Source organism: Arthrobacter cryoconiti, from assembly GCF_020905375.1.
Taxonomy (GTDB): domain Bacteria; phylum Actinomycetota; class Actinomycetes; order Actinomycetales; family Micrococcaceae; genus Specibacter; species Specibacter cryoconiti.
In genome coordinates this window covers 156220-170104 of record NZ_JAJJBU010000019.1, presented here as the reverse complement: position 1 = coordinate 170104, position 13885 = coordinate 156220, and the positions used below count along the sequence as shown (strand labels likewise).

Here is a 13885-nt window from a genome sequence, read left to right as displayed (position 1 = left end):
AGGAAACAGGAATGCGAATCATTGAACGCTTCGACGTACCAGGCTTCGCGGAACGAGAAGTAAAGCGCCGTGCAGCCGCAACCATCCAAGCTAACCGCACACGGATTGCTGAGATCGCCGTACGAGAGTTGTCGGCACTCGCCGCACATCACGCAAAGAAGGTCGGAACGGCTGCCACCGTCCCGACCCTGACATAAGAACCCTAGGAGAGCCAATGTCTTACCCACATGCTACCAAACCGGCCACATCTGGCAGTGGCCTGTTGGAGCGTCTCGTTGATGTTCCACCCACGAGGCAGGAATGCGCCCAGATCCTCGCATATTTCATGCCACACATTGCGGGCGCGTCCCCAGCTATTGAGGACACCGATTATGGGCAGGCCAGGCGCGAACTATCCGCAGCTTTGCATCATGACTTGGTCGAATACTTTTTTGTTGAAGCCGCTGACCTTGGCCAAGAAATCACCAACCGGGCCACCGGGTGGGCGAGTGACGACAAATACAAAGACACAACGGACATGAGCCTTGCCGATGGTTTCTCGTTCGTCATCGACCGTCTCGTTGACGGCGTGAACCGGTGAAGGGCATAAAGATGACCCGCCGGGGCGAACTCGTTGCCGAATGGTTCACCGCGTTGGCCATGGTCGCCGGGACGTTAGCGATCATATTCATTCTTGCCCCGGGGTGCGCGGCATGAGCCGCTACAAGGGCATTGTTTGGCCGTTCATGGTTGGGGAGCCAACCCCGGACGACTATGAGCCAACCGATCTGGAGCTTGACCCAAACCCACCAACCGACCCCTACGACTCACCCTCATACTTCAACCTGAAAGGCCCCACCAAATGAGTATCCAGATTTCTTCCCTCGACATCAGTAACTTCCAGCGATTGTCCGCGGCGAAGATCGAACCGACTGGCAGCCTGATTGTTTTGGCCGGCCAGAACGCGAACGGAAAGACCTCGGTGTTAGACGCCATTGAGACCACATTGTGTGGGTTCAATGCTAGGAACACGAAGCGGCCCATCAAGGATGGCCACGGCAAGGCGTCCATCGACATTGTTCTCACGGATGGGACCGTGGTGAGGCGTACGTTCACCCCGTCCGGCTCGACCTTGTCCGGTACCCGCCCGGACGGCGCCAAGTTGAAGCAGGCTGACCTGAACGCGATCATCTCCCAGCTCGGTGTTGACGCTTCCACGTTCGCCACGTCCGGCGAGAAGGAACAGCTCAAGACGCTCCTGTCCGTCGTTGAGCTCCCATTCGTGCCAGCCGAGTTGGACGCGCAGAAGAAGGCGCTAGAAGCTGACCGGCTGTTTGTTGGCCAGCAGGGAAAAACCATTGGTGATGTCGAGGTAAACGAGAACCTGCCAACCGAAGAAACCAGTGCGAGTGAAATCATTGCCCAAATCCGGGAAGCTGAGACGGCGAACCGGGAAGTAGCGACCGCAGAGCAAGAGATTGCCAACGCCAAAGCAATGGTTGCCCAGTCGCGGCAGGAACTGGAATTGGCTCAGGACAAACTCACCAACTGGCAGCGCACCCTAGAGTCACGCGCCGCAGCGTTCGATGCACTCCCGAAGCCTGCCGACACCACGGCACTTGAAGCGCAGCTTGCCGAGGCTGACGACGCCAACGCGGCTATACGCACCAACAACACTGCACGTGCGCAGACCGAGAATAGGAAGCAGCTCCGCGCCAAGTGGGATGAACTCACTGACCAGATAAAGGCCATTGATCAGACGAAGAAGGACGGACTCGCCGCAGTGGAGATGCCCATCGAAGGGCTCGGATTTGATGAAGAGGGCGTGTTGTACCAGGGCATCCCATTCTCCCGGGCGTCGGGTGCTGAACAGATAATTGTCTCCGCGGCCATGATCATCGCCACGGATCCGGAACTTCGCACGATGGTAATCCGCAACGGCAACGTGCTGGATAAGGGAAGCCTGCGACAGCTCGAAGAAATGCTGGAAGATAACAACTTCCTCGCCTTCATCGAATACGTCAGCGACGGCGAAGACCACGAATTCCGCTTGGTTAATGGGGAGCTTGCGGCATGAACGGCATGAAGGACAGCCAGTGCTACGAGACGGCAGTGAATCGGCGAGAGCTAATAATCGACGCTTTTATGCAAGGCGGCGTCAACAATGTCCCCAATACTCTCGCCCTTGCCCAGCTTGAGGCAACCCTCGCACTCGCCTACGAACAGCGGACGGCGAACCTAATCGACTACGTGGACAAAATTGACGACACATCAGCAGCAATACCAGTCGTGACCGAAATAAAAAACCGCCTAGGCGTCAACGAAGGAGCTACCCGATGAGAGCGAAACCGTGGACGAAGTTCCGCAAAGCCTACGACAAAACATCCAGCACCAAACCGCACGGAAAACACAGGAAGGAAACGAGATGACCATCACCAAGCCAAAAATAAGGACTGGGGCCCGGTCCGCGTCGCCGAAACCCATGGCCCCAGCCAAGACAACCGTCACCACTGGCGCGGTGGCCAAGCCGCGCAGCAAGCCAACATCGAAGGGCCTGTCGTTCAGCCCGGCCGGGCACAGGTACAAGCTCGACGGCATGCCTGTCACCGGTGTCACCACCCTCATAGGGGAAGGCGTGCCGAAGGGCGCACTGATCCCCTGGGCGGCGGAGATGGCCGGGCAGTGGGCGCTGGAGCACCTCGCCCAACTGCCGGTCATGCCAGCCGATGAAGCGCTCCGGGAAATGAAGTGGGCGTGGCGGAAACACCGCGACGACGCCGGCGCCACCGGGACGGCCGTGCACAAGATGGCAGAGCAGCTCTCCCGCACCGGTGAAGTCGATGCCGACGCAGACCTGATCGGGTATGTGGAAGGGTTCGCCCAGTTCCTAGATGATTGGCAGGTCACGCCAGTCTTACTTGAGCGGCCGTGTGGCAACCGCACCCACCACTATGCGGGGACGTTTGACATGTACGCCACCAGCCCGCTGCTAATGACCTTGGAGGAGATCGCCGTGGGGAAGCTCATTCAGATCGATCTGAAGACGTCCAAGGGCGTGTATGGGGAGACTGCGCTCCAGCTGGCCGCCTACTCGGAGGCAGAGTTCTACATCGACGAGGACGGCAACGAGCAGCCCATGCCCGAGGTAATCAAGACATTCGTCGCCCACGTCACCCCCATGGACCGGGAGGGCAAGCACGAACGCTACGGAGACCGCCCGCTTGGCACCAGCCTCTACCTGATGGCTGACTCCCCGGAACAGATCAAGGAACACTTCGGATGGTTCCTAGCCGCGGCCTACACCGCTAAAGCCAAGAAGGCCCGCGAGCTCCTTGCCCGCGAACCACTCACCATCCCCGCCCCAGAAATGAGCATCGCATCATGAGCAGCGTCAACGGTTACGCATTCGCCGGCCCAGAAATTCTGGACGAGCACAAGGCCGCATTCGAGCAAGTCAAGCACATCCAGGGCGCCGTCCTCTCAGATGTGAGCACGTATGCGCGCCGTACCAAGCGCATGGACCCGGAAAAGACCAAAGGCCTGACCGACCTGCAGAAGCTAGTCCTCGCCGACGGCGGCCCTTCCCCATTCGGCGGCCATGTAGACGGCAACACTGTTGCCGTCTACACCGACTAAGAAAAGGAACCAACATCATGACCGAAGTCTCAATTCCCCAGGCCGCGCCAGCCGCGGTTGCCATGCCAGAGCTGCCGTCTGTGACAGGCGTAGCCAGCCTTGAAAGCTGGGTCACCGCCCTTGGCCACGCGAATAAGATCGCCAACTTCATGGCACGTTCCAACTTCGTCCCCGCCCCGCTGCGGTTGAAGTCCAAGAACAACTACAAGACCACCGAGGAGCTGGCCCTTGACGTCACGGCGATCATACTGGCGGGCGCCTCGATCGGGTACGACCCGTTCCAGGCGGTACAGCAAATGTTCATCGTGCACGGCTCCCCTGCCATGTATGCCCGGTCCATGGTCGCCCTGGTCAAATCCCATGGCCATAAGCTCGACCAGACCGTAGCTAACGCCGAGTCGGTGACCGTTCGGGCACGGCACAAGAACGAGACAGAGTGGCACGAGTTCACGTGGGACATGGCCCGTGCCAAGAAGGCGGGATACACCTCCAACCCGAAGTACGCGTCCAACCCGCAGGAAATGCTGTATGCGAAGGCTGCCACGGAGGCTTGCCGCCGCATGTTCCCGGAAGTACTCGCCGGTATCTCGGCTTACAGCGTGGAGGAATCCGAGCTGGAGGATATGGGCGAGTTACAGACGGCAGCACCCGTGGCCGCTGCTGCCGCCCCGGCGAAGGCGAGGGTGCAGCGCCGCCAGCAGCCAGTCCCAGTCCTGCCCGACGTCGTGCACGATGCGCCTGCAGTGGCGGTGGAGCCAGAACCGGAGGATGACCTACCAGCGATGGCCACCCCGGAGCAGATCACACACTTGGTGGTGGCGTTGAAAGCTGCCGGGCATTCCACGAATGACGCGAAGGCCGAGGCTGTGCAGGAGCAGGTTGGGCGCCAGCTCGGGGGGTTCCAAGACCTCACTGAGGCCGAGGCAGCGGACTTGATCGAGTTCTTCAATGGCGCGGGTCCGCAACCGGTCGCGCCGATTGATCCAGATGCTGATGCTGATGCCGCATGGTTGGCAGGTGGCAAATAATGGCTGGCGAAACAACGATCACAGTAATTGGCAACCTCACGAGTGACCCGGAACTTCGCTTCACCCCATCAGGTAGTGCGGTTGCGAACTTCACCATCGCTTCGACCCCGCGGACCTTAGATCGCCAGTCCAACGAGTGGAAGGACGGCGAAACCCTTTTTCTCCGGGCCAGTATTTGGCGTGAGGCTGCGGAGAACGTGGCCGAGTCCCTGACGAAGGGTTGCCGTGTAATCGTCTCGGGAAGGCTCAAGTCACGCACTTATGACACCAAGGATGGCGAGAAGCGAACTGTCATGGAGTTGGAGGTCGACGAGATCGGGCCGAGCTTGAAGACGGCCACAACGAAGGTCAACCGGTCAGCACGTGGGAGCGGGGAGGGAACAGCTAACCGTACCGGTGGGGCATGGTCGCCAACTGCTTCACCTGAACAGTCCGGTAACGGCTGGGGATAGACACCACCCACCCGGCAATAAAACCAATGGTTTACGCTGCCCAACGTATCTAGTGTTGGGCGGCGTAACCACTCACGACAGGAGTTTTTGTTTTGACTATCACCAACATTTCTACCCGCATCCAAGCCCGTGACGGCGTCGCAGTCGTCCTCTATTCAAAACCGAATTGTTCCCAGTGCAAGCTGACATCCAACATGCTCGACAAGGCCGGGATTGTGTACACCAAGGTCGATGTTACCAAGGACGATGCCGCCCTGGCATACGTGACTGGCGACAAGGTAGATGGTGGCCTCGGGTATAGGTCCGCGCCGGTTGTGTACGTCTCCACCATCGACGGCGACATTGACTGGCACGGCTTCCGACCTGACAACATCAAGAAATTCATTACAGAAATCGCGGACGCAGCATGAACACCTATTTTCATGGAGGCGTTGACGGGTTACGCCCCGGGGACTTGTTGGAACCCGGTCATTCACGTAAACAGCATGACGGCTGCGAGTGGTGTGCTGCGAGGGCGATCGGTGAAACTCACCTTGGCATTGACGGACCATCCGAGCGCTCCGAAGTGTATTTCACCCCGAATCGTCTCTACGCCAAATTTCATGCAAGCCTCTACGGCTACGGCGACCTTTACCGGGTTGAACCAGTCGGCACAGTGACCCGGTCCACGGAGGACACCATGGAGTCGTACACGGCACCGACGGCACGCGTCACATCAGTTCTTGAACGCGCAGTAGAACTCACATGGCCAGAACGCAGGCGCCTCAACCGGCACTGGGCCGACGCAGACAAAACACATCGACTAAACCAGCTGAAAACGAGAACGACATGACTATCAACCCAGCAACCCTGCAGCGACTCACCCCCCACGATTTCGAGTACTGCGACAACAAGGCCAGCCTCATCCGGCGTTTCAACAAGGACACCGAGGGTCACGTAATGACGACTCTGCACGAAGATGGCCTGTACCGTCATCTGCGGTTCCGCTCACCTGAAATCGGCTGGGGATGGTTCGACCTCATCACATGGCCCGGACACCTCACCATCAACGGCGACATGGGCACCTACACATTCGCCCGAGTCGAGGACATGTTCACGTTCTTCACCGGCTATATCAACACCCACTACTGGTCCGAGAAAGAAAAGGGCCGTGGCCGATCCGAACTGAAAGAACACGACGGCGACGAATTCAAGACGTGGATTGTCCAGGACTTCTGGGATACGAGCCGCGACATGGACGCCGACCTGACAAAGCGTTGGTGGGCAACGATTCGGGAGAACGTCTTCGACCGGCATAGCTTCCACAACACCGACCACCGCGAAGGCTGCAACGACGCCGTAGACGACATCATTCACGAAGGTGTCGCACCAAAACGCCACTACCAAGATCTCTGGGACAACGACTGGACAAAGTACCCGTGGCACCTCGAATACTGCATGGCCTCCATTGTCGCCGGAATCCGCACCTACAACGCCGTCAAGAAGGCAGCATTCCTGGCAACAGCACTGGTGGACGAAGAAGGTCAGCGACTCGTCCAGGGCATCATCGACCGAGTTGAGGCCGCTAAGTGACCATCCCAACACTCGCCTTGATCCCGCCGAAGCCGCGCCTGACGATACCGCCACGCCGGGTGAATGTAATCAGCTGCCCGGCCTGCAACCATCCACTGCAATACGGCGACAACTGCCGCTGCGCAGACTAACCAAACCCCACCAAAGTTCTGAAAGGACACCATGAAGTTCACTATCCCAGCGGACGCACTCGCCGATGCTGCCATGTACGTCTCAAAATCAATCAGTCAGCGACCACCTAACCCGATCCTGTCAGGGATCCTCATCGATGCCGTTGAGTCCACCCTGCGCCTGTCCGGTTTCGACTTTGAGAAGTCATCCCGCGCCACAGTATCCGCCATCGTGGACGAGCCCGGGCACGTGTTGTTGTCGGCCCGCATGTTCACCGACATTGCCCGCAAGTTCAAAAGCAAGACACTCACCGTGGAAGTTGACGGCACCCGGGCAAACATCACGGTCGGGTCAGCGAAATACACGATGACAGCAATGCCATACGCTGACTTCCCGGCACTCCCACAACTACCGGAACCGGCTGGCACCTTGGATGCTGAACAGTTCACTGCCGCCATCAGTGAGGTCGCTGGGGCGGCATCCACGGACCCGAGCATTGCCATGCTCATGTGTGTAGAACTGACCGCCGAAAACGGGGAACTGTTCCTACGCGCCACAGACCGTTACCGCTTAGCTGAGGCGTCATTGCCGTGGTCTGGTGACGACTTCCATGCGATCATCCCGGCACCATGGCTTAGTGACGTTGCCAAAAACATTGCGGGCGAAACGCAGTTGCTCATCAGCGACACCATGGTCGGTGTGCGCTCCGGGAACCGGGCCACCACATCACTGATTACTGGCGGCGACTACCCAAAGATCAGGTCACTGTTCCCAGACCAGATACCCATCACAGTCACCGTAGACCGGGCCGAACTGTTGGACATTGTTGGCCGCGTCTCACTCGTCGCCGAACGAAACACGCCAGTACGGCTCACCATCACTGACGGACAAATCATTGTCGACGCCGGGACCGGCGAAAACGCCCAAGGCCACGAAGTACTTGCCGCCGAACTAGACGGGGACCCCATCACGGTCGCCTACAACCCCGGCTACCTCCAATGGACGCTCAACACAATGCCGGGTAACACCGTACAACTCGGGTTCGTCACCTCACCCAAACCAACACTTTTTACACCGCCCGGCAGTGACAACCCAAAACACTTGCTCATGCCAGTCCGACTCCCCGAGAAATAGGGACGAGGCCATGAAAAATCCTGCCCAAGAATTCAAGAAAGCCCAGGCTGCCACACGAGCAGCCCGCGAAGTAGAACGCAAAGCACTGTGGGCGTTGCCGCTGGAAGATCAAGACCGTGAATATCGCTTCAAGCGCGCCCGCACCCTACACGGCTCCAAGGAAGTTGAAGTCGACTACGTGATCGACTCCGACGACCTGGAAGAACTCGGCTACCACCACAAAGACGAATGCCCGTCATCAGCCAGCCGCCACGACGTCGACGAGCCAGATGAACTCACGGCCCGCCGCGCACTCTCCGACTGGCACGACGACGAACACGGCAACCAGCTATGGGCCATGTGCCGCCAACAACCATGCGACCAACTCCCCCACGATTTCAGGAGCACACCGTGACCGAAACCCCAGCAATCCCCGGCATTGAGTGGCCCGAACCAGTCCTCACCTGCGACCTGATCATCGAACGCGAACTCAAAGAAGCATTCAGACAGCAAGAGCACTGGCTCCACACCATGCGCGAACACATGAACTACCCGGCCGGAGACAAATCAGATAAAGCGCAGGTAGTCCAGTACAAGTCACTAATGCACCTGCAATCGTTCATCCAATCAGCGGCCATCGCAGACCTGCTCCGCACCATCCAAGGCATGGCCCCAGGACTCTCCGACAGAATCGCCCGCGACTTCGACACCCTCCACCAATCCGGGGAAATCGGCGAGCTCCTCTGGGAATGGGCAACCGAGCGCGGACTCGAACCAGAACAAATCATTGAGGACGCCAAGACCACGATCACACAAGAACAGGACACCAAATGAGCACCGCACTCCTCGAGCGCAGGTCGTCCTTGGATGACCTGATCCGGTTCATGCAGGAATCAAACAACGCGCTCACCGCCACGGACATGTTCTGCGGGGCTGGCGGATCCAGCACCGGCGCGCTCGAGGTCCCCGGCGTGAAAGTAAAGACCGCCATGAACCACTGGGCACGCGCCATCGAGACACATAATATGAACCATCCTGACACCGACCATGTGCTTGCCGACATCCAGGTGACAGATCCGCGATACATTGCCAGCTCCGACATCCTTTGGGCGTCACCTGAGTGCTTTACTGCCGGGCATTTGGTGACAACAAACCGCGGCCAAGTCCCAATCGATGACATCAAGATTGGCGATGTCGTCTTGACGCATAAGAACCGTTGGCGCCCCGTTGTGCGCACCCAGTACCGTAACAACGCCAAGGTTGTTACCGCGTCAGGCTCCGGCCACCCGGGCATTGTCGTAACCCCAAACCATAGGTTCTGGGCAAAGTCCTCTGACCGGGCATGGAACGGTAACGGCTACACGCGACGCTACGGAGTCGCCGACTGGATGCGAATGGAACGCACCTTAGCCAACGAGGCGCTGTGGGCTACCCCTGTTGCAGCTGACTCGCTGCCGACGATGGACCTACCACCGGTGTTCCGTGGCTCGCCTGATGGTTGGTGGCTGCTAGGCCGATGGCTCGGTGACGGTTCAATGTCATTTGGCCGCAACCATGAGGTGACAATTTCATGTGGTTACCACGAAGCTGACGACCTGGCGCCAGTGCTGGAATGCACGGGATTTCGCTGGCACCGTTCTGATAAACGCACAGCTGTCGTATTCACCGCGTCATGCATTGAATCCCGTGGCTGGATTGCAGATCAATGCGGGCACGGTGCGGCAAACAAGCAGCTTCCGGCATGGACCGCGTCGTTGCCGGAAGAAGATCGCCGCGCAATCTTCGACGGGTACATGTCCGCTGATGGTGGAATTACTCAGCGCCGGCACCGCGCCAGCACGGTCTCCCGCGCACTGGCCGTGAGCATGCGCATGCTCATCGAATCACTCGGTTACCGCGTAGCTATGGCATACGACAACCGCACCACATACAGCATCGAGGGGCGCACCGGCGTAGCCAAGCAACAGTGGATACTCCACTGGGAACCTGAGCTCTCAGAGAATCGCGCAGCCGAGGCGTTCGTTGAGGATGGCCATGTTTGGTCTCGTATCCGCAAGGTTGAAGAGCTGGTCGGTACTGCGACTGTCTACAACATCGAAGTCGAAGAAGATCACTCCTATGTGTTGGACGGCATTGTAGTCGCAAATTGCACGAACCACTCAGTGGCCAAGGGTAAGAAACGCGTCACGAACCAACCGGACCTGTTCGGCGACAGCATCGCGGATGAGGCCGCGCAGAAGTCCCGCGCCACCATGTGGGACGTGCCTCGTTTTGCCGAGGTCCACAAGTACAAGCTCATCATCACCGAGAACGTTGTTGACGCCGCCAAATGGGTAATGTTCGACGCATGGCTGTTCGCCATGGACGCGCTCGGCTACGACCACCACATCGTCTACATGAACTCCATGCACGCACAGCTCGGCGGACTCCCAGCACCACAGTCACGGGACCGCATGTACGTGATGTTCTGGCTGAAAGGCAACCGGCGCCCGAACTTTGACCTGCTCATGCCGCTCGCGCACTGCCCAAGCTGTGATGAGACCGTGCGGTGTGTGCAGTCATGGAAAAACCCGGCCTACCGTTGGGGACGCTACCGGGCCCAATACAACTACCGGTGCCCAAACACGAAGTGCCGCAACTCCGTCGTGGAACCCGGATGGCTCCCCGCATCCTCCGCCATCGACTGGACCCTGCGCGGGCAACGCATTGGCGATCGGACCAAGCCGCTCGTACCCAAAACACTGGCACGCATTGCCGCCGGACTCGCGAAGTACGGCAAACAGCCAATGCACCTTGCCGCCGCCGGGAACACCTACGACTCGGCGACGACAGGAAAAGGCGACTACTACCGCGTCTGGCCGACCACAGATTCACTGCGCACGCTGACCGGAACCACAGAGCACGGACTCGTGCTCGACTCCGTGCGCGGCTCAAACATCATGAGCAGCACGGGCGAACCATTCGCAACCCAGACAACAAGCTACACACGCTCCCTGCTCGTGCCAGTTGAAGGCCGCGAAGGGAAGCAGGCTGCACCCGTTGATGCTGTCATGCGTACCCAGACCACACGCAACGAAACTGGGCTGCTCATACCGCCGCTGATCATGAGAAACAACTCGGCTCCAGCTGGCCAGGAATCATACCTATCAAAGCCGGTATCTGAGCCGCTTGGCACATTGACTACAGCGGGACATCAGTCCCTCATCATTCCTCCCGGAAACAATTTGCTGATGGAGTACTACGGCAAAGGCCAAGTGTTCCCAATCTCCAAGGCCATCCCAACGATCAGCACCACTGCTCGGCATGCCCTAATTACCACCATGCGCGGAACCAGCCCTGAGCACCTGGCCAGCTCGAACGCACCTATCACCGACCCACTACGCACCATCAGCGCTGGCGGAAACCATGCAGGCATCACCGAATGGACCGTGCCCGAGGTTGAGGACTGCGAATTCAGGATGCTCGAACCCTACGAAATCAGTGCAGGCATGGCATTCCCCAAGAACTACATCATGACCGGCAACAAACGCGAACAGGTCAAGCAGGCAGGCAACGCAGTCACCCCACCCGCGGCCCGTGACCTCTTCATCGTTGCCGCGCTCTCACTCACCCAAGGATTGGATCTAGCGGCATGACCACCACCATGGAAGCCCCGACCATTACCGCGTATCAGCGGTTCATGGATGCCAAGTCGTCCGCGCCGAAAGCTACTGGGCGCACCGTTGAAATGTCAGAGATCAACCCGATCTTGCATGACTGGCAGAAAGAGATTGTGAAGTGGGCGGTCGAAACATCTCGCGCAGCGATCTGGGCTGATACCGGGCTAGGCAAAACGTTCATGGCCGCCGAATGGTCGCGTCTCATTGGCGGCACCGCACTCACTATTGCGCCGCTCGCTGTGACCCAACAAACCATCCGTGAATCCGCGAAACTTGGCATCACCATGACCTATGTGCGCGACCAGTCAGAACTCACCGGAACCGGCCAGTACATTACCAACTATGAGATGTCGGAGCGGTTCAACGCGGACGCACTAGACGCCGTCGTACTTGACGAATCATCCATCCTCAAAAACTCGACCGGCGCGACCAGAAACCAACTAATCGCACAATTCCAGAACGTCCCCCACCGACTCGCATGCACTGCAACACCGGCGCCGAACGATCCAGAGGAACTAACCAGCCAGGCCGAGTTTCTGGGCCGATCAACCCGCGTAAACATGCTCGCCGCCTACTTTGTGCACGACGCCGACGGGTGGCGGCTCAAGGGCCACGCACGCCTACCAATGATCACATGGATGGCAACATGGGCACTCGCCATCCGGACCCCATCAGATATGGGGTACGCGGACGGGGACTACATCCTGCCAGGACTCGAAATTGTGCCCCACCTTTTGGATGTGAACAGCGCCCCGGATGATCAACTATTCGCCACCGATCTAGGCGGGGTGAGTGGACGCGCCGCAATCCGAAAAGAAACGCTCGCCGCACGAGTTGGGCGGGCCGCCGAACTCGTGGCATCCGAACCATCTGAGCCATGGCTGATCTGGTGCGGGCTCAACGATGAAGCAATAGCACTGGCGAAAGCAATCCCCGGCGCCGTCAACGTCCACGGCAGTATGAGCCCCGAAGAAAAGGCAGCGGCCCTACTGGGGTTCGCGGACGGTGACATTCAAATACTGATCACCAAGCCAGGAATCGCCGCGCAAGGACTCAACTACCAGCACTGCGCCCGCATGGCGTTCGTCGGACTCTCCGACTCCTACGAGCAGTACTACCAAGCAATCCGCAGATGCTACCGCTACGGACAGAAACGAGTCGTCGTAGCAAACGTGATCCTCTCCAACTTGGAGGGCCAAATCGCCCGCAACATTGCCAGCAAAGAAACCCAGTCAAAGACCATCACCGCCGCACTGGTGGATGAAATGAAGAAAGTCAGGAACCACTCATGAGCAACGAAAACATGGACGAATACACCACCGACATTGCGATCGGCGACAACTGGACTCTCATGCTTGGAGACAGCTGCGAACGACTCGGAGAAATCCCGGACAACAGCATCGACCTTTCGGTGTGCTCGCCGCCGTTCGACTCCTTGTTCACCTACTCGCCATCCATGCGCGACCTCGGCAACAACTCGAGCCGCGGCCAATTCATTGAGCACTACCGGTTCATTGTTGAACACCAGCTGCGAGTCACCAAGCCCGGCCGCAACGCATGTATCCACGTACAACAATTGACAACCACTAAAACCACGCACGGATTCATGGGACTGTCCGACTTCCGTGGCGACGTTATCCGGCTGTTTCAGGATGTGGGATGGCAGTTCCATGGTGAAGTGACCGTGTGGAAAGACCCGCAAGCCCAGTCAATCCGTACCAGGGCGCACGCCCTAGCATTCCAAACCAAGAACCGGGACAGCGCCACGACCCGGCCGGCACTGGCTGACTACCTGCTGATCTTCAAAAAGCCGGGCGACAATGCGGTGCCGATCAAGAATGATGCCCGAACCGGCGAAGTCACCAATGATGATTGGATTGATTGGGCAAGCCCCATCTGGTTCGACCACGAGGACGGTGGATGGCTCACGGACGACGGCAACATCAGCCCGGTATGGCTCGGCATCAAAGAAACCGAAACACTCAACACCAAGGTTGCCAAAGAGTCCGCAGACGAACGCCACATTGCCCCGCTGCAGCTCGGGTTCATTGATCGTTGCGTGCGCCTATGGTCAAACCCTGGCGAAACCGTACTGACCCCGTTCGGTGGGATTGGCAGTGAGCTCTACCAGTCCGTCAAACGTGGCAGGAAAGCCATTGGGTGCGAACTCAAACCAGCATACTGGCGCACCGCAGTAAAAAACCTAACTGACCTGGAATCCGCAATGGACGTCCCGCCACTGTTCGACCTCGCAGAGACCGCCTGAACTAAGCAATTTTTCTTTGACCATCAAACAAGCGTTACTTGTTTTTCGTACTTGCAACGCTTGTTAGTA

General features: G+C 58.6%; 18 protein-coding genes. All 18 read left to right on the top strand.

The window, feature by feature from the left end:
- The first annotated feature begins 11 nt into the window (after window positions 1–11).
- The gene (locus tag LOH53_RS10920) at window positions 12–197 is read left to right on the top strand and encodes a hypothetical protein (RefSeq protein WP_230067765.1); all 186 of its coding nucleotides are present in this window, start codon (window positions 12–14) and stop codon (window positions 195–197) included.
- Window positions 198–214: 17 nt separating this feature from the next.
- On the top strand, window positions 215–580 hold the full coding sequence (locus LOH53_RS10915) for a hypothetical protein (protein WP_230067764.1): 366 nt from the start codon (window positions 215–217) through the stop codon (window positions 578–580).
- Window positions 581–692: 112 nt separating this feature from the next.
- Entirely contained in the window at window positions 693–845 is a 153-nt protein-coding gene (locus LOH53_RS10910; RefSeq protein WP_230067763.1) for a hypothetical protein, read from the top strand.
- Window positions 842–2056, top strand: a complete 1215-nt coding sequence (locus LOH53_RS10905; protein WP_230067762.1) for an AAA family ATPase — start codon at window positions 842–844, stop codon at window positions 2054–2056. The genes LOH53_RS10910 and LOH53_RS10905 overlap by 4 nt, the downstream gene beginning before the upstream one ends.
- Window positions 2053–2319, top strand: coding sequence for a hypothetical protein (locus tag LOH53_RS10900; protein ID WP_230067761.1), 267 nt, complete (start codon window positions 2053–2055; stop codon window positions 2317–2319). Before LOH53_RS10905 ends, LOH53_RS10900 begins: the two co-directional genes overlap by 4 nt.
- A gap of 85 nt (window positions 2320–2404) precedes the next feature.
- Window positions 2405–3364, top strand: coding sequence for a hypothetical protein (locus LOH53_RS10895; protein WP_230067760.1), 960 nt, complete (start codon window positions 2405–2407; stop codon window positions 3362–3364).
- Complete coding sequence (locus LOH53_RS10890) at window positions 3361–3615, top strand: hypothetical protein (protein ID WP_230067759.1); 255 nt, start codon at window positions 3361–3363, stop codon at window positions 3613–3615. The genes LOH53_RS10895 and LOH53_RS10890 overlap by 4 nt, the downstream gene beginning before the upstream one ends.
- 17 nt (window positions 3616–3632) lie before the next feature.
- Complete coding sequence (locus LOH53_RS10885) at window positions 3633–4643, top strand: hypothetical protein (RefSeq protein WP_230067758.1); 1011 nt, start codon at window positions 3633–3635, stop codon at window positions 4641–4643.
- Window positions 4643–5095 (top strand): single-stranded DNA-binding protein, encoded by a 453-nt coding sequence (locus LOH53_RS10880; RefSeq protein ID WP_230067757.1) that lies wholly within the window; start codon window positions 4643–4645, stop codon window positions 5093–5095. Before LOH53_RS10885 ends, LOH53_RS10880 begins: the two co-directional genes overlap by 1 nt.
- Window positions 5096–5187: 92 nt before the next feature.
- Window positions 5188–5505: a glutaredoxin family protein gene (locus tag LOH53_RS10875; RefSeq protein ID WP_268251095.1), complete on the top strand. Its 318-nt coding sequence runs from the start codon at window positions 5188–5190 to the stop codon at window positions 5503–5505.
- Complete coding sequence (locus tag LOH53_RS10870; protein ID WP_230067756.1) at window positions 5502–5927, top strand: hypothetical protein; 426 nt, start codon at window positions 5502–5504, stop codon at window positions 5925–5927. Before LOH53_RS10875 ends, LOH53_RS10870 begins: the two co-directional genes overlap by 4 nt.
- Window positions 5924–6667: a hypothetical protein gene (locus LOH53_RS10865; protein ID WP_230067755.1), complete on the top strand. Its 744-nt coding sequence runs from the start codon at window positions 5924–5926 to the stop codon at window positions 6665–6667. The genes LOH53_RS10870 and LOH53_RS10865 overlap by 4 nt, the downstream gene beginning before the upstream one ends.
- A gap of 162 nt (window positions 6668–6829) precedes the next feature.
- Window positions 6830–7912, top strand: a complete 1083-nt coding sequence (dnaN, locus tag LOH53_RS10860; RefSeq protein WP_230067754.1) for a DNA polymerase III subunit beta — start codon at window positions 6830–6832, stop codon at window positions 7910–7912.
- A 10-nt stretch (window positions 7913–7922) separates the two neighbouring features.
- Entirely contained in the window at window positions 7923–8306 is a 384-nt protein-coding gene (locus LOH53_RS10855; RefSeq protein ID WP_230067753.1) for a hypothetical protein, read from the top strand.
- Entirely contained in the window at window positions 8303–8725 is a 423-nt protein-coding gene (locus LOH53_RS10850; RefSeq protein ID WP_230067752.1) for a hypothetical protein, read from the top strand. The genes LOH53_RS10855 and LOH53_RS10850 overlap by 4 nt, the downstream gene beginning before the upstream one ends.
- Entirely contained in the window at window positions 8722–11526 is a 2805-nt protein-coding gene (locus LOH53_RS10845; RefSeq protein WP_230067751.1) for a DNA cytosine methyltransferase, read from the top strand. Before LOH53_RS10850 ends, LOH53_RS10845 begins: the two co-directional genes overlap by 4 nt.
- Window positions 11523–12842 carry a helicase-related protein gene (locus tag LOH53_RS10840; protein WP_230067750.1) on the top strand — a complete coding sequence of 440 codons (1320 nt, stop codon included), beginning with the start codon at window positions 11523–11525 and terminating at the stop codon, window positions 12840–12842. Before LOH53_RS10845 ends, LOH53_RS10840 begins: the two co-directional genes overlap by 4 nt.
- Entirely contained in the window at window positions 12839–13816 is a 978-nt protein-coding gene (locus LOH53_RS10835) for a DNA-methyltransferase (protein WP_230067749.1), read from the top strand. The genes LOH53_RS10840 and LOH53_RS10835 overlap by 4 nt, the downstream gene beginning before the upstream one ends.
- The last annotated feature ends 69 nt before the right edge of the window (window positions 13817–13885 follow it).

Bases quoted from the DNA above. Each gene is read 5' to 3' on its own strand.
- LOH53_RS10920 (WP_230067765.1), top strand. From the start codon at position 12: ATGCGAATCATTGAACGCTTCGACGTACCAGGCTTCGCGGAACGAGAA.
- LOH53_RS10915 (WP_230067764.1), top strand. From the start codon at position 215: ATGTCTTACCCACATGCTACCAAACCGGCCACATCTGGCAGTGGCCTG.
- LOH53_RS10910 (WP_230067763.1), top strand. From the start codon at position 693: ATGAGCCGCTACAAGGGCATTGTTTGGCCGTTCATGGTTGGGGAGCCA.
- LOH53_RS10905 (WP_230067762.1), top strand. From the start codon at position 842: ATGAGTATCCAGATTTCTTCCCTCGACATCAGTAACTTCCAGCGATTG.
- LOH53_RS10900 (WP_230067761.1), top strand. From the start codon at position 2,053: ATGAACGGCATGAAGGACAGCCAGTGCTACGAGACGGCAGTGAATCGG.
- LOH53_RS10895 (WP_230067760.1), top strand. From the start codon at position 2,405: ATGACCATCACCAAGCCAAAAATAAGGACTGGGGCCCGGTCCGCGTCG.
- LOH53_RS10890 (WP_230067759.1), top strand. From the start codon at position 3,361: ATGAGCAGCGTCAACGGTTACGCATTCGCCGGCCCAGAAATTCTGGAC.
- LOH53_RS10885 (WP_230067758.1), top strand. From the start codon at position 3,633: ATGACCGAAGTCTCAATTCCCCAGGCCGCGCCAGCCGCGGTTGCCATG.
- LOH53_RS10880 (WP_230067757.1), top strand. From the start codon at position 4,643: ATGGCTGGCGAAACAACGATCACAGTAATTGGCAACCTCACGAGTGAC.
- LOH53_RS10870 (WP_230067756.1), top strand. From the start codon at position 5,502: ATGAACACCTATTTTCATGGAGGCGTTGACGGGTTACGCCCCGGGGAC.
- LOH53_RS10865 (WP_230067755.1), top strand. From the start codon at position 5,924: ATGACTATCAACCCAGCAACCCTGCAGCGACTCACCCCCCACGATTTC.
- dnaN (WP_230067754.1), top strand. From the start codon at position 6,830: ATGAAGTTCACTATCCCAGCGGACGCACTCGCCGATGCTGCCATGTAC.
- LOH53_RS10855 (WP_230067753.1), top strand. From the start codon at position 7,923: ATGAAAAATCCTGCCCAAGAATTCAAGAAAGCCCAGGCTGCCACACGA.
- LOH53_RS10845 (WP_230067751.1), top strand. From the start codon at position 8,722: ATGAGCACCGCACTCCTCGAGCGCAGGTCGTCCTTGGATGACCTGATC.
- LOH53_RS10840 (WP_230067750.1), top strand. From the start codon at position 11,523: ATGACCACCACCATGGAAGCCCCGACCATTACCGCGTATCAGCGGTTC.
- LOH53_RS10835 (WP_230067749.1), top strand. From the start codon at position 12,839: ATGAGCAACGAAAACATGGACGAATACACCACCGACATTGCGATCGGC.